The sequence below is a fragment of the Pantoea sp. K16 genome (assembly GCF_048452805.1).
Lineage (GTDB): Bacteria > Pseudomonadota > Gammaproteobacteria > Enterobacterales > Enterobacteriaceae > Pantoea > Pantoea agglomerans.
Window position 1 is genome coordinate 347774 of record NZ_JBLWNV010000002.1, and the last position, 18536, is coordinate 366309.

At 55.4% G+C, this 18536-nt stretch carries 18 protein-coding genes; 2 read left to right on the top strand and 16 right to left on the bottom strand.

The window, feature by feature from the left end:
• Positions 1 to 29: 29 nt before the first annotated feature.
• The 8 genes from ACK13D_RS04270 to hinT all read right to left on the bottom strand — a co-directional run bounded on the left by ACK13D_RS04270 (position 30) and on the right by hinT (position 7662).
• Positions 30 to 1748 carry a ShlB/FhaC/HecB family hemolysin secretion/activation protein gene (locus ACK13D_RS04270; RefSeq protein WP_418795782.1) on the bottom strand — a complete coding sequence of 573 codons (1719 nt, stop codon included), beginning with the start codon at positions 1746 to 1748 and terminating at the stop codon, positions 30 to 32.
• Between the two features lie 590 nt (positions 1749 to 2338).
• Complete coding sequence (locus tag ACK13D_RS04275; RefSeq protein ID WP_010246297.1) at positions 2339 to 3643, bottom strand: NAD(P)/FAD-dependent oxidoreductase; 1305 nt, start codon at positions 3641 to 3643, stop codon at positions 2339 to 2341.
• A gap of 212 nt (positions 3644 to 3855) precedes the next feature.
• Positions 3856 to 4398, bottom strand: coding sequence for an alpha/beta hydrolase YcfP (ycfP, locus tag ACK13D_RS04280; protein WP_010246299.1), 543 nt, complete (start codon positions 4396 to 4398; stop codon positions 3856 to 3858).
• 40 nt (positions 4399 to 4438) lie between these two features.
• A complete protein-coding gene (gene nagZ, locus ACK13D_RS04285) occupies positions 4439 to 5479 on the bottom strand; it encodes a beta-N-acetylhexosaminidase (RefSeq protein ID WP_320504110.1) in 1041 nt (346 codons plus the stop codon).
• Between the two features lie 39 nt (positions 5480 to 5518).
• Complete coding sequence (thiK, locus tag ACK13D_RS04290; protein ID WP_336998969.1) at positions 5519 to 6301, bottom strand: thiamine kinase; 783 nt, start codon at positions 6299 to 6301, stop codon at positions 5519 to 5521.
• A 16-nt stretch (positions 6302 to 6317) separates the two neighbouring features.
• Positions 6318 to 6911, bottom strand: a complete 594-nt coding sequence (lpoB, locus tag ACK13D_RS04295; protein ID WP_022625861.1) for a penicillin-binding protein activator LpoB — start codon at positions 6909 to 6911, stop codon at positions 6318 to 6320.
• 11 nt (positions 6912 to 6922) lie between these two features.
• Positions 6923 to 7291 carry a YcfL family protein gene (locus ACK13D_RS04300; RefSeq protein WP_010669861.1) on the bottom strand — a complete coding sequence of 123 codons (369 nt, stop codon included), beginning with the start codon at positions 7289 to 7291 and terminating at the stop codon, positions 6923 to 6925.
• Positions 7292 to 7311: 20 nt separating this feature from the next.
• Positions 7312 to 7662, bottom strand: a complete 351-nt coding sequence (hinT, locus tag ACK13D_RS04305; protein WP_009090851.1) for a purine nucleoside phosphoramidase — start codon at positions 7660 to 7662, stop codon at positions 7312 to 7314.
• Between the two features lie 358 nt (positions 7663 to 8020).
• Here hinT and ACK13D_RS04310 point away from each other — a divergent pair, with 358 nt between their 5' ends.
• Together ACK13D_RS04310 and bglB are read left to right on the top strand one after the other, a co-directional pair.
• Positions 8021 to 9619 carry an MFS transporter gene (locus tag ACK13D_RS04310; RefSeq protein ID WP_010669860.1) on the top strand — a complete coding sequence of 533 codons (1599 nt, stop codon included), beginning with the start codon at positions 8021 to 8023 and terminating at the stop codon, positions 9617 to 9619.
• Positions 9620 to 9622: 3 nt separating this feature from the next.
• Positions 9623 to 10762, top strand: a complete 1140-nt coding sequence (bglB, locus tag ACK13D_RS04315) for a beta-galactosidase BglB (RefSeq protein ID WP_086905587.1) — start codon at positions 9623 to 9625, stop codon at positions 10760 to 10762.
• Between the two features lie 54 nt (positions 10763 to 10816).
• On the opposite strand, the gene ptsG is transcribed toward bglB, so the two are convergent.
• The 8 genes from ptsG to acpP all read right to left on the bottom strand — a co-directional run bounded on the left by ptsG (position 10817) and on the right by acpP (position 18450).
• Positions 10817 to 12253: a PTS glucose transporter subunit IIBC gene (gene ptsG, locus ACK13D_RS04320; RefSeq protein ID WP_010669858.1), complete on the bottom strand. Its 1437-nt coding sequence runs from the start codon at positions 12251 to 12253 to the stop codon at positions 10817 to 10819.
• A 289-nt stretch (positions 12254 to 12542) separates the two neighbouring features.
• Positions 12543 to 13334, bottom strand: a complete 792-nt coding sequence (locus tag ACK13D_RS04325; RefSeq protein ID WP_187495675.1) for a metal-dependent hydrolase — start codon at positions 13332 to 13334, stop codon at positions 12543 to 12545.
• Positions 13335 to 13352: 18 nt separating this feature from the next.
• Positions 13353 to 14342: a DNA polymerase III subunit delta' gene (gene holB, locus ACK13D_RS04330; RefSeq protein ID WP_062757401.1), complete on the bottom strand. Its 990-nt coding sequence runs from the start codon at positions 14340 to 14342 to the stop codon at positions 13353 to 13355.
• The gene (tmk, locus tag ACK13D_RS04335; protein WP_256850154.1) at positions 14342 to 14974 is read right to left on the bottom strand and encodes a dTMP kinase; all 633 of its coding nucleotides are present in this window, start codon (positions 14972 to 14974) and stop codon (positions 14342 to 14344) included. Before tmk ends, holB begins: the two co-directional genes overlap by 1 nt.
• A complete protein-coding gene (gene yceG / locus ACK13D_RS04340; RefSeq protein ID WP_050680208.1) occupies positions 14964 to 15983 on the bottom strand; it encodes a cell division protein YceG in 1020 nt (339 codons plus the stop codon). Before yceG ends, tmk begins: the two co-directional genes overlap by 11 nt.
• Positions 15980 to 16795 carry an aminodeoxychorismate lyase gene (gene pabC, locus ACK13D_RS04345; protein WP_418795787.1) on the bottom strand — a complete coding sequence of 272 codons (816 nt, stop codon included), beginning with the start codon at positions 16793 to 16795 and terminating at the stop codon, positions 15980 to 15982. Before pabC ends, yceG begins: the two co-directional genes overlap by 4 nt.
• Before the next feature lie 91 nt (positions 16796 to 16886).
• A complete protein-coding gene (gene fabF / locus ACK13D_RS04350; RefSeq protein ID WP_010246329.1) occupies positions 16887 to 18128 on the bottom strand; it encodes a beta-ketoacyl-ACP synthase II in 1242 nt (413 codons plus the stop codon).
• An 85-nt stretch (positions 18129 to 18213) separates the two neighbouring features.
• Complete coding sequence (gene acpP, locus ACK13D_RS04355) at positions 18214 to 18450, bottom strand: acyl carrier protein (RefSeq protein ID WP_003849865.1); 237 nt, start codon at positions 18448 to 18450, stop codon at positions 18214 to 18216.
• Between the last annotated feature and the right edge of the window lie 86 nt (positions 18451 to 18536).

An 18536-nucleotide genomic window follows, 5' to 3' on the forward strand; every position in this document is an offset into this window, starting at 1 on the left:
GTCCATTGTCAGCAATATCGATAAAAGGTTTAGTAGTTCCAGTTCACGCTGAAACCATAGGTGACAGGATCGGTTTTGAAGCCGTCCGGTTTCGACAGAGGAATCCCGGCAAAAAAGTCGTAGCTCAGGCTGGCGGGCGTGATCGCGCCGCGCAATCCGATGACGCCGCCCGCCAGATGTCGTCCCAGAGGTCCACCCTGGGAGGCGCTGTTGCCGCCCACCTCGCCATAGTCGGCACCCAGGTAAAGCTCCTGAGTGGGCAGCGGCGTCTGCCAGGCCAGCGTGTTCTGAACGCTCCAGCCGCGACTGGCACTGAGGGTGCGTTCGCCATCAAAACCACGCACGGTCCAGCGGTTGCCAATCGCGAACTCATCCTGCGGTGTCAGCGGGGTGTTGCTCATCTGGCGACGATATTGGATGTTGTAACTTAAGCGCTGATTCCCCAGCGCGAACGGCGTGGTGAGACCCGCCTGCCAGGTCAGGATTTTAGAAAGCGCGGTGGCATAGGTAGAGTCCTGATATGACTCCTCCCAGGCGGGCAGCGCACCGAACCAGCGTGTACCACGCTGATAGCTGACACCGGCGTCCAGCGTCGCCGGACCGATGTAGTGCCGGTGTGACAGGCCGAGTCGCCATGCACTGGTACGGCGCTGCTGGCTGCTGATTTCGGTGTCGTTGATGAAGTTGCGCGACTCTTTAACCAGCACATCGGCGCTGACGGTGGTTTTGGCGGCGGCATTGCGGTAGATCACCCGGCTGGCCTGCACATCCAGCGAGCGACTCTTTCCGGCGTAGAGAAAATCGCGGCTGTAACCGGCGACTGTCTGATGGTAGTCGTAGTCGCTGGCGGTAAGGCCAAACAACCAGTAGCCGACAGGCACCGAGTAATGTCCCGACAGGCTTTTGCTGCTTTTTCTGCCAGCAAATCCCAGGTCGCGACTGGCGGTCAGGTAGAAGAGATCGCTGAGGGAGGTCGGGTTATCCAGCGCCAGCATAATCCCGCTCTGATAGCGCCCGGTACTTTCGGTGCCGGAATCATCCAGCCATGCGCCGAGTCGCCAGAAACGGCGCTGCGTGCGTTCAATCACGATGTCACTTTCACCCGGATTGAGGCCAGGACGGAGCGCCATATGCGCCTCTACTGTCGGCAGACGCTGCAGGTTTTCCAGCCCCTGTTCAATATCCCGTAAATCCAGCAGATTGCCTGCATGGGCGGGTAATGTCGGCCACAGGCTGACATAGCGGGATGATGAGGGTGACAGTTCCACACTGCGGATTTTGCCAGGCACTATCAGAAGTTGCAGCACGCCCTGGCGCAGATCCTGCTGCGGAGCCAGCACGCGCGTAGTGACCCAGCCATGATTGATCAGCCGGTTTTGCAGCGTGCTCATTAACTGGCTGATGCCTTTTACGCCGAGACAACGACCATTGGCCTGACTGGCCAGACGCTGCAGAGGCACCCAGTGCGGCAGCGCCTCCTGCCCGGACAGACTGACCTGCTGAATAACAAAACAGGGTGTTTCCTGCGGGAACGTCAGGTGGGAAGGTGCCGGAACCGTTTCTGAGAGACGCACATCAGGCACCTGTGGCATCAGCCGTTGCTGACGCGCTTTTTGTTGCTCCTGCTGATGCTGTAATTGCTCATCACCCGGTGCCGCCTGCACAGTGCAAACTGGCAGGGTGGTAATCAGCAGAGCGCAAAGCAGAGGTGCCAGCGTTGTTAAAACTCCATTTTTTTGGGGCTGCATAACCGATCCATGTGGTTAAGTTGTAACAAAATGTATATGACTGCCTTCCTGCGCACATTATGCCGCTGGAATCGAAAACCACAAGAAAAATTGCAGAAAAACTTACACTAAACTTACAAAAGTTAGTGGGACGGGCCATTTAAAAAAGTACCAGTAATTACCCGTATCTCAGGGGTTATTGAGTCTGACGAATCGCCGGGATTAGCTAAAGGCGCAGAGACGGATATTTTTAGCCAATGAATAACAAGGAATTAGCCATTCGTTCAGCGCGTCAGAGACCAGATTAGTAGCCGCGCTAATGACGGAGCTGAAGTAGCCGAACTCGTTACCTGAAAAGTTTTCTGGCTATAGCAAATATTTTTTCGGTTATTCTCTTTTTATGAATGGTACGCATTTCAGGCATCACCCTGATACTACTCTGCCATTCTCATAAAATTTTACTTTAGTCAAAATTATGAATGCATTTTGCTTTAGTCGATATCGCACTCTCCTGCGCCAGCGTCTGTTTCAGGGGCTTCTCCAGGACATAAAAAAAGCCCCCTCATAAAGGAGGAGGCTTAACATTAATTAGCCAGCGTTATTGCTGTTGCTTAGTGCAGCTTCAGCCGGGGACGAATAACCCGGTTAATACTGCCGACCAGCATCATCAGACCGGTTTTGAAATAGCCATGCAGGGCGATCTGGTGCATACGGTAAAGCGAGATATAGACAAAGCGCGCGATGCGCCCTTCCACCATCATTGAGCCGCGCATCAGGTTGCCCATCAGGCTGCCGACCGTACTGAAGCGGGAGAGCGATACCAGCGAGCCATGATCTTTATAGACATAGGCTTTTAGCGGTTTACCGTCACGCTGCGCCAGAATGTTGTCCATGGCGCGTGAGGCCATCTGATGCGCTGACTGGGCGCGCGGTGGTACAAAACCGCCGCCCGGCAAGGCGCAGGAGGCGCAGTCGCCAATCGCGTAGATGTCATCGTCCAGCGTGGTTTGCAGCGTCTCTTTGACCACCAGCTGATTGATGCGGTTGGTTTCCAGTCCGCCAATCTCTTTCAGGAAGTCGGGTGCTTTAATCCCAGCCGCCCAGACCATCAGATCGGCTTCGATAAATTCACCGCCTTTGGTATTCAGGCCATTACGCTCGGCGCTGGTGACCATGGTCTGCGTCAGCACGCGAACGCCCAGCTTGGTCAGCTCCTGATGTGCCGCAGCAGAGATGCGTGGTGGCAGTGCAGGCAGGATACGTTCACCCGCTTCAACCAGTGTCACATTCAGCGCTTCGCGTCCCAGGCCTTTGAAGCCGTAGCTGTGCAGCTGTTTCACCGCGTTGTGCAATTCAGCTGACAGCTCAACGCCTGTTGCCCCGCCGCCCACGATGGCGATGTTAACTTTCTCGACCCGGCCTTCGCTGGCGGAGAATTTCAGGAACAGGTTGAGCATTTCGTTATGGAAACGACGCGCCTGATGCGGATTATCCAGGAAGATGCAGTGATCTTTGACGCCCGGCGTACCGAAATCATTCGAGGTGCTGCCCAGCGCCATCACCAGCTGGTCGTAGGCCACTTCACGCTGTGGCACCAGCACTTCGCCCTGCGCATTCAGCACTTCGGCCAGGCGGATCACTTTTCGGGTGCGATCGATATCGGTAAGCGAACCCAGCTGGAACTCAAAACCGTGATTGCGGGCATGAGCCAGATAGCTCAATGCATCAATGCCTTCGTCCATTGAGCCGGTCGCCACTTCGTGCAGTAGCGGCTTCCACAAATGACTGTGGTTACGATCAACCAGGATAATCTCGGCCTTCTTTTTTCGGCCCAGTTTATGGCCCAGCTGCGTGGCCATTTCCAGGCCGCCCGCTCCCCCTCCGACAATAACAATTTTCTTAACAGACGTAGTCAACAAAGACCCCCTCAAATTGTGAACCAAAAGTTAACCAAAGGTTAAATTAAACCTTAAGAAACATAGGGTTGGCGAAGTTAAAATCGCAATCTGCTGGGAGGATAGCATGGCGGGAAGAGGAGAACATAAGAATATTGATATACATCAAAGCGGGAAAATAAAACTCAGATAATTACGTAATAAAAACAGGCACCTTGCGGTGCCTTTGCTGCTTAACCTAATGTTTTAAAAGCTTTTATCCGCTTAAGATGTGGGGATATATTTTTGAATTTGTGCCCTTCCGTCTCATCCCAGACAATTTCATAAAACGGATGCAGCTGGTCAGCAATGTGCTGGCTGTCGAGCGCCTCATCGTGACGGGAGAGAATAGCCAGACAGCGGTCACGATTACGCTCGCGAAAATCGCTGACGCACTTCGTTGCGATATCCTGATACTCCTCCGGCCGGTCGATCTTCCCTTCCATGTTCGCCTGCGGCGAGAGGTTGGGATTAAAAATCACCTGCCGGATGCCGCACAGAAATCCAATGCGCTCTGACCAGAAGCCGCCCAGTCCGACGCCGCAAATCAGCGGCCGGTCGTCGTCAGAAAGCGTCAGCATCTTATCGGTCTCTTTTAGCAGAAACTGCATGTCATGTTTGGGATGGCGGGTGCTGTAACTGATCAACCTGACGTCAGGATCGATAAATTGCAGTTGCAGCACTTTTTCGTGATTGCCCGGACTGTTGGAATCAAAACCGTGCAGATAGATGATCATGATAATCCTCAAGGTAGTGATAGCGCCGGGCAGTCACTGCTTACCACGACGCCTTATGAGCCAGCCAGCGTTCCTGAAGCGCACTCAGTTGCTGAGCATTATTTTTCCAGCGATGCGTTCCCCGCAGTTCATCGCGGGTAAACCTGCCCTGATGATACAGCTGTGTAACCCGCTCTGACCCGACCGGGATCAGGTTATCCAGTACACTGATGGCGCCCTGACGCTGATTGCAGACCAGAATCATGTCACAGCCCGCGGAAAGAGACTGCTGCGCCCGCTCAGGATAGCTGCCCATCACCGCTGCGCCCTCCATCGACAGATCGTCGGAGAAAATAATACCGTCAAAGCCCAGTTGCTCACGCAGCACGGTTTTAAGCCAGTATGGCGAACCACTGGCGGGCAGCGGATCAACTTCGGAGTAGATGACGTGTGCGGGCATGATGGCGTCCAGTGCCTGTTCGGTAATCAGCTTGCTGAAGATTGCCATGTCATGCTCACGCAGCGTCTTTTCGTCCCGCGGATCGCGTGGGGTCTCTTTATGCGAATCCGCACTCACCGCACCGTGACCCGGAAAATGTTTGCCCGTAGTCTTCATGCCCGCCTCGTGCATCCCGGCAATAAAGCGGCGGGCGACGTCAAGGGCGATGGCCGGATCGGCATGGAAAGAACGGTCGCCAATCGCGGCGCTGATATGACCAATATCGAGTACCGGCGCAAAGCTGATATCGATATCCATGGCGATCATCTCGGCCGCCATTTGCCATCCCGCCTGTTGCGCCAGTTCACCGCCGGTATCCAGGTCGTGCAACGCAGCAAAAGATTGCATGGCAGGCAGTTGGGTGAAGCCGTCACGGAAACGCTGCACGCGACCGCCCTCCTGATCCACCGCCACTACCAGCCGGGTGTGAGAGGCGGCGCGGATCTGCCGCACCAGTTCTGCCAGCTGAGCGGGATCATGATAATTTCGGGCAAATAAAATTAAACCGCCCACCAGCGGATGCTGCAGGATGTCGCGCTCTTCGCCATCCAGTTCATAACCCTCGACGTCAAGCATCAGGGGGCCGGGTAAATCTGATCTCATATCGTGAATCCTGTAGCGAAACGCACCTGCGTAACGCGATTAAATCTGTTCCCAGCTCTGTCGAGCCAGCTGTTGTAATGTGTCGTCGTCACGCTGACCGGCACGGAGCTGATACCAGCTGGCCATCAGCAACTGCAGCCAGGGCTGCCAGCGTCTGACCTGATGCACCAGCGCGGTAAGCGGCAGCTGCATCGCCGCGGCATACTCAGCCAGCCAGTCGGCATGATGCTGCGGATCGCTGGCACAGACAGCCGCCAGCTCCAGCGCCACGTCGCCATCGGCGGCATACTCCCAGTCGATCAGACGCAGACCTTCGGGACCATGTATGACATTTCCGGCATGCAGATCCATGTGCAGCGGAGCCAGCCTCAGCGGGTGAGGTTCACCCTGCTGCGTCAGACGCCTCAGCGCCCGCAACCAGCGGTGATGCCGCTGTGGAGTGAGCTGCCAGTAGCGCCATAACAGCGGCAACAACTGCAGACGATAGCCGGTCAGCGGCTGCTGATGCAGCTGCTGTAGCAGTGCCACGATCTGTGGACGCTGCTGGCTGAAACGGTGTTCATCCAGCGCTTCGCCTGCGCACCAGGTCAGGATAATCCCCTGACGATGGCCCGCCACGGGCTGCGGTGCCACTCCGCTGGCTTGCAGTTTGCGTAACAGACGGAATTCGCGCTGCCGATCCACAAACGGAATAACAGGTTGCGGTGCCGCCCGCGCGACAAAGGTTCCGCGCGGGCTGACAATCTTCTGGCTGTGTCCGGTCAGACCGGCAAGCGAGGTAAAGGATATCTTTTCTGGTTCGCCGGTGACCTGCTGAATCATCCGCTGGAAAGCGGGATTAATTCTGTGCAATGCCGTTGCCGGACCAGATGATTTCGCCTGTCTGAACCAGCATCAGTTGCATTTGCAGCGTCGGCGCTTTGACATCGCCACGCGCGTTGCTGTAGAGCACATACTGAGCGTTAACGTTACGCGCCAGGCCAATCGCTTTACTGCGCGAGTTCAGGCTGTCATCCGGCGATAATCCCAGCGTCTGCTTGGCCTGCGCCAGTTGGTCAGCAGAAACCAGGGTGAATTTGCCGTTGTTATTCAGCGCATTCTGGATAGCTGCCGTCGCTTTCTCGCTTTGCAGCGCACCGTTGGTGCTGTTTTTAACCCGATCAACCAGCAACACGCTGCCCGGCTCGGCGCTGGCGGCCTGCAACATCTGCGCCACCAGCGGCTGAACGCTGGCATCCCAGTTGATAGTGACCAGTTTCGGTGGCTGCGGCACAGGCTGCGGTTGCGGCACCGGTTCAGGTTGTGGAACGGGCTGCACCGGCTCCACAGGCTGGGTCGGTTCAACCGGTGCAGGCTGCTGCTGTTTCACCACACAGCCGGTCAGAATGAGCGCCATCAGGAGCGCTCCGGTACGATTAACACTGCGTATCACGTAGAAAATCCTTAAAGATAGAGATAAAGACGAACCTTGCTGGCCGTCAGGTTACCCAGTTGCGAAGTGGCGATAATGCTGCCCTGCGCCGGAACGGTAACGGTCTGCGCCGGTTCCTGCGGGGTGATTTCCAGCCCTTTGTCGTCATACCAGTAGTAACGATAGTGCACAACAACCGGTGTTTCGCGCTGATTATAGAGCACGCTGGTGGCACGCTTCAGTCCATCGTTCTCATCCAGCGTCGGTTCATCGGTAATGATCCCTGCCGACAACACAGAGGACTCCATCACCAGCGACTGTGACGTATTGATCATCGGTTTATCACTGCTGCAGGCCGTCAGGCAGAGCAGGATCGGCAGGCCAGTCAGCCAGGATCGCATAGCACGCTTCCGTTATCAGGTCAGTTAGAGAGCATCGGTCCCAGCGGTTCACCGCCCAGCAGATGCATATGAATGTGATAAACCTCCTGACCACCATGTTGATTGCAGTTCACAATCAGACGATAACCATTTTGATCGATACCTTCCTGACGGGCGATTTTCGCCGCGGTAGTAAACATACGTCCCAGCGCATGCTCATGCGCCGCTTCCGCCTCGTTGACCGTTGGGATCAGCACATTCGGCACGATTAAAATATGGGTCGGCGCTTTGGGCGAAATGTCGCGGAAGGCAGTGACCAGCTCATCCTGATAAACCACATCAGCGGGGATTTCGCGGCGGATAATTTTACTAAAAATGGTTTCTTCTGCCATGGTGCAATTCCTTTAGCCTGAGTCTTAATCAATCAGTATGCGGGAGAAATTTGTTTTCTTTCAACCTCAGGACCACTTTTCTTGCATTGTTCGCCTGCCTTTGCAGCAGCACCCTCTCTCCGTAACCCGCACGCTGTTCAGAATGCTAACAACGCCCCTGCCACACCAGAAAATGAAACGCTGTTTTATAAATTAGAATTTCGCCACCCTTTTCTTTGTATGACTGCCACTTCAGCGCCAGCACTTGCCAAATTGCGAAGGTTTAGCCGACCCGTCAGTTCTACTTTGCTAACCAGTCCGGGTGAGATGACCGGCGTCACCAGGGATAAACCGCCATAAACATCAAGGAGCATCAGACATGCGCTCACGTAAAATTGGTCTTGGCCACTATCTGGCCTACGGTTCCGGAGATTTTCTTGGAGCAGGCACCACGGCGCTGACCGCCGCCTGGTTGCTCTATTTTTACACCACCTTTTGTGGGTTAACCCCGATTCAGGCCACGCTGATCTTTGCCGCTGCCCGCGTGCTGGATGCGATAGTCAGTCCGCTGATGGGCTTTCTGACCGATAACTTCGGTTCGACCTGGCTGGGCAAACGCTTTGGCCGCCGCAAATTCTTTATCCTGCTCGGCATACCCTCTGTATTCAGTTATAGCCTGATGTGGCTCAGCGACATGAGTTTCTGGTGGTATCTCTGCACGTATCTGCTGTTTGATATCGTCTACACCATGATCCTGGTGCCGTATGAAACGCTGGTGCCGGAAATGACCGACGATTTCAAACAGAAAACCCGCTTCTCCGGTGCCCGCATCGGCCTGGCACAGCTGTCGGCCATTCTGGCTGCCTTTTTACCCGGTATTTTGCTGGGTATGCTGGGCAAAGATAATCCTCTCTCCTTCTTCTACGCCAGCCTGGTGTTTTCGGTAATCTGCGCGCTGGTGCTGACGCTGGTGTGGTGTTTTACCTGGGAGCGTCACCCCGATGACTTTTCCGCCGAGTCACGCCGTGCAGAACAGGAAAAGCAGCAGCTGACGCTGATGCAGAATCTCAAGCGGCTCTATGTCGAGCTGGCTTCAACCTTACGCATCCGCATCTTCCGCCAGCACCTTGGCATGTACCTCGGCGGCTATATCGCCCAGGATGTGTTTAACGCCGTCTTTACCTGGTATGTGGTATTTGTGCTGATGCAGAGCGCTCAGGTCGCCTCCAGCCTGATGGGCACCATGGCGGTGCTGCAGTTTATTGCCGTGATGGCGATGATTCCGCTCTGCATCCGCATGGGACCCGCGCCCGCCTACCGTCTGGTGGCTGTGCTGTTTGGCCTTGCGGCGCTCTCCTACGCTGGATTGTGGTATGCCGGAATGAACGACAACATGTCACTGCTGTTGGTGATCTCTGCCCTGGCAGGCCTGGGACGTGGCGGCATCAACTATGTGCCGTGGAACACCTATACCTATATCGCCGATGTGGATGAGGTGATCACCGGACAGCGCCGTGAAGGGATTTTTGCCGGCATCATGACCCTGACGCGTAAAGCGTCGCAGGCTGGCGCAGTTATGCTGGTCGGTATCGTGCTGCAGCTCTCCGGCTTTGTTTCTGGCCAGGCGACCCAGGTACCCGGCGTCAGCCACACTATTCTGGCGATTCTCAGCATTGGCACTGTGGCCGTACTGGCCTGCGGCTTTATCGTGTCACTGCGCTTTAAGCTTAATCTGCAGACCCACACTGTGCTGCGCCAGGAGACGCTGAAGATGCGCGACGCGGGCCGCATCGTGCCGGAAAGCATCACGCCGGAAGCACGCGGAATTGTAGAAACGCTGGCTGGCATGCCTTACGAAAACCTCTGGGGCAACAACAACATTGGCTTCCTTAATCGTAATAAGCCAGCGCCGGAAAAATTGTCCGCACATCCCACTTTAAACCCTTCTTTAAACCCGACCTTAAAACGACAGGAATAAACCATGACTGTATTTCCCGTTAAACACAGCAAATTATTGTGCCAGCCCGAGCATCTGTTGCCACGCAGCGAACTGGTACAGCTGATTCAAAAGCTGACACAGAATCTGGTTAACATCACCGATGAGACAGGCGAATTTTTATTACGGCTGGACGATGGCCGGGTGATTGATACCAAAGGCTGGGCGGGTTGGGAATGGACACACGGCATCGGTCTGTATGGCATGCTGCACTACTATCAGCAGACCGGTGACCAGCAGACGCTGGCCATTATTGATGAGTGGTTTACGCAGCGTCTGGCGGAAGGCACGCCGACCAAAAATGTGAATACCGTTTGTCCTTTTCTGACGCTGGCCTACCGTTACGAAGAGACCGGGAACCCGGCCTGGGTGCCGGTGCTGGAGCGCTGGGCAGAATGGGTTATGTATGAGATGCCGCGTACCGAACAGGGCGGCCTGCAGCACATTGTCTATAACAACGAAAACCCGCAGCAGCTCTGGGACGATACGCTGATGATGAGCGTGATGGCGCTGGCTAAAATTGGCCAGTTGCTGAAGCGCGATGAGTGGATTGAAGAAGCGAGTTATCAGTTCCTGCTGCACACCCAGTATTTGATGGATCGCAAAACCGGCTTATGGTTCCACGGCTGGAACTTTGACGGCCGCCATAACTTTGCTGATGCACGCTGGGCGCGCGGTAACAGCTGGGTGACGATTGTCATTCCCGACTTCCTGGAGATGATGAACTGGCCTGAGCATCACGCTACCCGCCGTTTTCTGCAGCAGGTGCTGGAGACCCAGGTTAAAGCGCTCAGGGAGTGTCAGCACAGCAGCGGATTGTGGCACACCCTGCTTGATGATCCGCACAGCTACCCGGAAGCCTCCGCCACCGCCGGGTTTGCCTATGGCATTCTGAAAGGGGTTCGCAAGCGTTATCTGCCCGTGGAGTATCGTGAGGTGGCAGAAAAAGCGTTGCGCGGCGTGATTGCCAATATTGATGACGATGGCGAGTTAAAACAGGTCTCCTTTGGAACCGCAATGGGCAAGGATCTGGATTACTACCGCACGGTTCCTCTAACCTCGATGCCCTACGGCCAGGCGATGGCCCTGCTCTGCCTGACAGAGTATCTGCGCGTTTACCTCTGAATCCCGGCCAAAAAAAAGCCCCGCTAAGCGGGGCTTTTTCATCGCTGTAAATCATTACATGCTGCGGATGTAATCATCCATATCGGTTTTCAGGTTATCGGATTTAGTCCCGAAAATCGCCTGCACACCGGAACCGGCAACCACCACGCCACGGGCGCCGAGGTTTTTCAGTTCAGTCTGATCCACTTTCGCCACATCGGCGACGCTGACACGTAAACGGGTGATACAGGCATCCAGGTTGGTGATGTTCTCTTTACCACCAAACGCCGCCACCAGTTTGCCCGCCATCTCTGTACCGGTCGCGGTAGATTGCTCGCTGCTGCTGCTCTCTTCACGGCCAGGTGTTTTCAGATCCAGCTTCGCGATCAGTACACGGAATATGGTGTAGTAAACCAGACCATAGATGATACCAACAATCGGGAACAGCCAGATTTTACTGCTGTTGCCGCTCAGGACGATAAAGTCGATCAGACCGTGAGAGAAGCTGGTGCCATCACGCATCCCAAGCAGGATACAGATTGGGAATGCCAGACCCGCCAGCAGCGCATGGATCACATACAGGATTGGTGCCACGAACATGAATGAGAATTCAATCGGTTCGGTGATACCGGTCAGGAATGCGGTCAGCGCGGCGGAGATCATGATACCGCCCACTTTGGCGCGATTTTCAGGCTTCGCTGAATGCCAGATAGCAATCGCTGCCGCTGGCAGACCGTACATTTTGAACAGGAAGCCGCCAGAGAGTTTACCTGCGGTCGGGTCACCCGCCATATAGCGCGGGATATCACCGTGGAACACCTGACCTGCCGCATTGGTGTATTCACCGATCTGCATCTGGAAAGGAACGTTCCAGATGTGATGCAGACCAAATGGCACCAACGCGCGTTCAATTACGCCATAAATACCAAAGGCGACAACCGGGTTTTGATAGGCTGCCCACTGTGAGAACTCCTGAATCGCGGAACCTATCGGTGGCCAGATAAAGGAGAGCAGTACGCCGAGAATGATAGCTGCCAGACCGGAAATAATCGGCACAAAACGCTTACCGGCAAAGAAGCCCAGATATTCTGGCAGCTTGATGCGGTAGAAGCGATTAAACATGTACGCGGCAATAGAGCCGGCGATAATACCGCCCAGTACCCCGGTGTCGGCGAGGTGTTTAGCCTCGATCTCCGCCGCAGGCAGATGCAGCACCAGCGGGGCAACCACCGCCATGGTTTTCACCATGATGCCATAGGCAACAACCGCTGCCAGCGCCGAAACGCCGTCATTATTGGTAAAGCCCAGCGCCACACCGATAGCGAAAATCAGCGGCATGTTGGCGAACACCGATCCACCCGCTTCTGCCATCACATGCGAAACCACTGCAGGTAACCAGCTGAAATTGGCTGAACCGACCCCTAACAAAATACCGGCAATCGGCAGAACCGATACCGGCAGCATCAGCGATTTACCGACCTTTTGAAGGTTGGCAAAAGCATTTTTGAACATAGCGTGAAGCTCCTGAGTAAGAGTGCATATTTGCGCAGTGCGCGTGGCAAAGAGGGAGGATTCTTTGCCGGGCTGGCGGTGACCGCCTTTTGATTTATTACGAAGGGTAAAATAATTCCCGATTTGTTACTTTGACGGGTATCACGTTTCGACAATCACAAGGGCGCACTTTACGAAATTTCTTACTGATCCGCACCAGTAATCGGCGATAAAAAGCTGACCCTGTCTGAAAAAACAGGGTCATATACGCAGGTTACAGATTAATTACAGAGGCTGAAATAATAGCTGATCAGGCGCCCAGCTGGCTCATCGGGATATGAAACAGCGTTGAGAAGTTTTGGGTTGTTGTGGCTGCCAGCGTTTCTAAATCCACCCCTTTTAGTACAGACAGATATTCGGCAACATCGCGCGTATAAGCGGGCTGATTCTCTTTACCACGGAAAGGCACCGGGGCCAGATAAGGCGAATCCGTTTCCACCAGCATCCGATCCAGCGGCACATAGCGTGCGGCTTCACGTAACTGCTCGGCATTGCGGAATGTGACGATGCCGGAAAAAGAGATGTAGAAGCCCATATCCAGCAGTTTTGCTGCGGTGGGCTGATCCTCAGTGAAGCAGTGCAGCACGCCGCCGCAACGTTCAACCTGCTCTTCACGCAGAATCGCCAGCGTATCTTCGCGGGCATCACGGGTGTGAACAATGATCGGTTTGTTCAGCGCAATACCGGTACGGATATGTTCCCGGAACGAGCGCTGCTGCTGATCTTTTGTTTCTGGCTGATAGTGATAATCCAGCCCGGTTTCCCCCAGAGCCACCACCTGAGGATCGGCAGAGAGCCGACGAAACTCCTCAACATCATAGGCCTCTTCCTGATTCAGCGGATGCACACCGCAGGAGAGCGCTATATTTTTCCGTTCGCCGACCAGACTTTTAAGGGTATGAAAACCCGGCAGCGTGGTGGCGATTGCCAGCATAAATTTCACATCACGCGCCGCCGCTTTGGCGATCACATCATCCAGGTCACGATGGTTCTTTTCATAGTTCAGGCCATCAAGATGGCAATGGGAATCCACAATAAACATAATTACTCTCAGATAGGTTTAGCCGACAAGCGCGGGCTTCTGTTTGTCCGCCCAGCTCAGAAGCTGATCGGTCAGCAATAATTCGCGATTCACCGATGCCACATGCAGTAGCTGCTCGCGACAGCGCATCCAATCCTGGAGGCTGCTATTGAGCGCGCTGGCAGAAAAGTATCCGGCCAGCAACTGCACCACATCCTGACGATCGATATTACTCAGCCACTGACCTGCATGTTGCTGCCACTTCATTGCATCCAGCAGCAAAGAGAGCAGCCAGCCGATACGCGCTGCCGCGTCGTCGGCGTTCAGCGCAGGCAGCAGTTGCAGGATGTCCTGCTGCAACGCAGCGGACAGCGCATCGCAGAGCTTCTGCCGGGCCTGCCACGGTCCGTTTTCCAGCAGGCTCAGCGCCGCACCGGGTGCACCTGCGCTCAGACGCAGAGCCGCCAGCAGCATCTGTTCGTCGTGCGAAGCGTGCTTCTTCAGCCAGAGCAGGCTTTGTCCTTCGTCCGGCGGCGTCAGATGCAGCGCCATGCAGCGGCTGCGCAGCGTGGCCAGCAGTCGCGAGGGATCGCGGCTGCTGAGGAAGAACCAGCTGTTGGCTGGCGGCTCTTCCAGCGTTTTCAGCAAGGCGTTAGCCGCCGCTTCCGAAAGCTGCGCGGCATCCGGCAGCCAGACCACTTTCGCGCCGCCCTGCTGACCAAAGTGGTACATTTTTTCCGTTACCTGCCGCACCGCGTCGATGCCCAGGGTACTTTTGCCCTTCTCCGCCTCAAGCCGATACCAGTCAGGATGGGTATTGGCCTGCATCAGTTGGCAACCGTGACACTGCCCGCAACTTTTCAGGCCATCCCGCTGCTGGCACATCAGCCAGCGGCTCATCCCCCAGACCAGCGCCTCATCGCCCATACCTGCCATCGCCTGGATCAACAACGCATGGTGAGCGCGATTCTCCTGATGCTGGCCAATTACCTGGCGATAAGGCTGATTCAGCCACGGGTACCAGTTCATCACGCCTGCTCCGCCAGCCAGCCATCCAGCGCCGACTGAAGTGACGCTGTCACATCACCCAGTGATTGTGTAGCATCGATGGTGATGATGGTGGGGTCCTCCGCTGCCAGCGCCAGATAGCGGGCGCGGGTGCGTTCAAAGAAACGCAATGACTCCTGCTCAATGCGATCCAGCTCACCGCGCGCACGGGCGCGCTGCAGACCGATGTCGGGTGTCACATCAAGATAGAGCGTGAGATCGGGGCGGAAATCGCCTAACACGGTATCGCGCAGCGTCTGCATCAGACCGGCGTCAAGTCCACGTCCGCCCCCCTGATAAGCCTGAGAAGAGAGATCATGACGGTCGCCGATCACCCAGGCACCGCGCGCCATCGCCGGTTTAATGACCGTTTCCACCAGCTGAACCCGCGCCGCATAGAGCATCAGCAGTTCCGCTTTATCTGTAACCTGCTCGCCCTCAATACCCTGCTTAACCAGCACCCGCAGCTGTTCTGCCAGCGGCGTACCGCCTGGCTCACGGGTAAAGACCAGATCGTGAATGCCCCGGGCACGCAGCGTGGCGACGATGGCGTCACGCGCGGTGGTTTTACCGGCGCCTTCCAGGCCTTCAATGACGATAAACTTACTGTTCATTTTTTTCCTTTAGCGTCTGCCGGTAAACCTGCACCGCCTTGTTATGGCTGGCAAGATTAGTCGTAAAGGTATGGCCGCCCTTGCCGTCCGCAACAAAGTAGAGATAGTTGGTTTTCTCGGGATGGGCCGCTGCCTGCAGAGAGGCTTTACCCGGCATGGCGATCGGACCCGGCGGCAGACCGTTAATGATATAGGTATTGTAAGCGCTGGCCGTCTCAAGATCTTTGCGGGTCAGCGTCCCGTTATAGCTGTCACCCATGCCATAGATGACGGTGGGATCGGTCTGTAACCGCATACCGGTGCGCAGGCGATTGATAAACACCGAGGCTACGCGCGCGCGCTCTTCGCTGACGCCGGTCTCTTTCTCAATGATTGAGGCCATGGTCACCAGATCCTGCGGGGTTTTATAAGGCAGATTATCCGCCCGTCCCTGCCACACCTCAGCAATGTTTTTTTTCATCCGATCATGAGCGCGCTGTAGCAGCGCCATATCGGTGGTGTTAGCCGTGTAAAGCCAGGTATCCGGGAAGAAGTTGCCCTCCAGCTGCTCAGGCTCCACTTTTAGTGCGCTGGCAAGGGTGGCGAACTGATCATCTTTCAGGGTATGCCGGATATAAGGCGCTTTGCGCAGCTCACTCAGCCACTCTTTCAGCCGCTGGCCTTCCACGAACCGCACCGGGAACTGCGCCTCTTTACCGCTGGCCAGCAGCTGTAACAGCGAGCGCACCGTCATGGTCGGCTCAAGGCGATAGGTACCCGCCTTGAAGGTAGCCAGTTCAGGTTCCAGACGCAGCAGCGCGCCAAACCAGATACTGTGCGGAATAATCTTCTGCTCTTCCAGCTGCGCTTCAAGTGCGACCCGGCCCGTGCCGGCAGGCAGCGTGTAGATCGTTTCCTGCTGCAGGGTTAACGGGGTAGCCGCAAACCGCTTAACCTGCCAGTAACTCAGCACAGCCGCGAGACCCACGATCGCCAGCAGGCTGACGACGATTTTTTTGCTTCGAATCATGATGCATCCATTATCTTTTCACAGCTTGCGCGCAACTGATTAAACAGCGAACGCTCAGTAAACTCTACCGCTTCTATCTGTCGGACCGGCAGGACCGGCATCAGCGCGTTACATATCACCACTTCATCGGCGGCCAGCAGCTGCGCCGGTTCGCTTTTTATTACCTGGCAAGCCTGGCCTGCGGCAGCAAGTTGCGCCATCAGACTTCGCCGCATAATGCCATCCACACCCGACGCTGACAGATCAGGCGTGAAAATTTGCGAGCCCTGACGCCAGAATAAATTGGCCGCACAGCATTCCACCACCCAACCTTCAGTGTCAAGCACCAGCGCCTCGTCGGCGTCTGTCTGGTCAAGATGAGCTCTGATCATCACCTGCTCCAGACGATTAAGGTGCTTGATACCGGCAAACTGTGGATTACGTGCCAGACGGACCGGGCTGAGCCGGAGTGACACGCCACGCTGCTGTAAATCGGCGTAGTGTTGCGGCCAGGGCGCCAGCGAGACAATTCGCGTGGGTTCACCACAGCCGCGCCGGCTGTAGCCCCGTCCGCCGCTGCCGGCGCTGATAATCACTTTTAGCACCGCCTGGGTTTGTTGCTGCGCGGCCTGTCGCATTTCAGTCTCAAGCTGAAGCCAGTCGACGCCATCAATCCATAACCGCTCACAGCCCTCTTTGAGGCGCTGAATGTGACTTTCCAGCAGCACGATTTTACCCTGACGCACCGCGGCGGTAGTAAAACAGCCATCCCCAAACTGCAGGCCGCGGTCGCTGGCGGCCAGCATCGATTGTTTTAACCCGTTAATCCACATGGTTCTCTCCTGAGCGTGACTCGTGATTTCAGCGCATTCTGCAGGATAAAAAAAGGCCCGCATCGCGGGCCTTTTTAGCAATCAACAACGATTACACTTTACGGAAGATCAACGAACCGTTGGTTCCGCCGAAACCGAAGGAGTTACACAGGGTGTACTCCAGACCGGGAACCTGACGCGCGGTGTGGGGCACGAAGTCGAGATCGCAGCCCTCATCCGGATTGTCGAGGTTAATGGTCGGTGGAATGGCCTGGTCGCGCAGCGCCAGAATCGAGTAGATCGATTCAACCGCGCCTGCCGCACCCAGTAAGTGCCCGGTCATTGATTTGGTCGAGCTCACCATCACGCTGCTGGCTGCTGCCCCAAAGACCGATTTCACCGCCCGCGCTTCCGCTTTATCACCCGCTGGCGTGGAGGTGCCGTGCGCGTTGACATAGCCAATCTGCTCTGGCGTAAGCTGAGCATCGCGCAATGCGTTGATCATTGCCGCGGCGGCGCCTGATCCATCTTCTGGTGGTGAAGTCATGTGGTAGGCATCGCTGCTCATACCAAAACCTACGATTTCCGCGTAGATTTTCGCACCACGTTTCTTCGCATGTTCATACTCTTCGAGTACCACAATGCCAGCGCCGTCACCCAGCACAAAACCGTCACGATCTTTATCCCACGGGCGGCTGGCCGCTTGCGGGTTTTCATTACGGGTTGAGAGAGCACGTGCTGCACCAAAGCCACCGACGCCTAATGGCGTACTGGCTTTCTCTGTGCCACCCGCCAGCATCACATCAGCATCGTTATAGGCGATGATGCGTGCGGCATGACCGATGTTATGCACACCAGAGGTACAGGCTGTCGCGATAGAGATGCTTGGACCTTTCAGGCCATACATGATGCTGAGATGACCCGCCACCATGTTAACGATGGTTGAAGGCACAAAAAATGGGCTGATTTTGCGCGGGCCGCCGTTGACCAGTGAAGTATGATTCTCTTCAATCAGACCTAAACCACCGATGCCGGAGCCAATTGCTGCGCCCATACGGCTTGCATTTTCGTCGGTAACAACCAGACCACTGTCCTGCATGGCCTGCATACCGGCCACAATGCCGTACTGGATGAAGGCATCCATCTTGCGCTGATCTTTGCGCGAGATGTAGTCATCACAATTAAAATCTCTTACCAGACCTGCAAAACGTGTTGCATAAGCACTGGTATCAAAATGGTCGATCAGGGTAATGCCGCTCTGACCGGCAAGGAGAGCACTCCAGGTAGACTCTACGGTATTGCCGACAGGAGACAACATGCCAAGACCAGTCACAACTACACGACGCTTAGACACGTTCGTCCTCCAGGGAGGGGAAATAGGGAACTATGTGGGACAAACAAAAAAATCAGGCGGTCGAGCGACCGCCTGAAGATATTCATTAGCCTTTATGGCTATTGATATAGTCGATCGCTGCCTGAACGGTAGTGATTTTCTCAGCTTCTTCGTCTGGAATCTCAGTATCAAACTCTTCTTCCAGAGCCATCACCAGCTCAACGGTATCAAGAGAATCGGCACCCAGGTCTTCTACGAAAGATGCAGAGTTGGTGACTTCTTCCTCTTTCACACCCAGCTGCTCACTGATGATTTTCTTAACGCGTTGTTCGATATCGCTCATACTATTTAATTTCCTATCAAAACTCGCTTTCGCGATGGTTTTCGTAGTGTATAAAATGGTGAAAAAGATGCAACAAAATCCCGGCT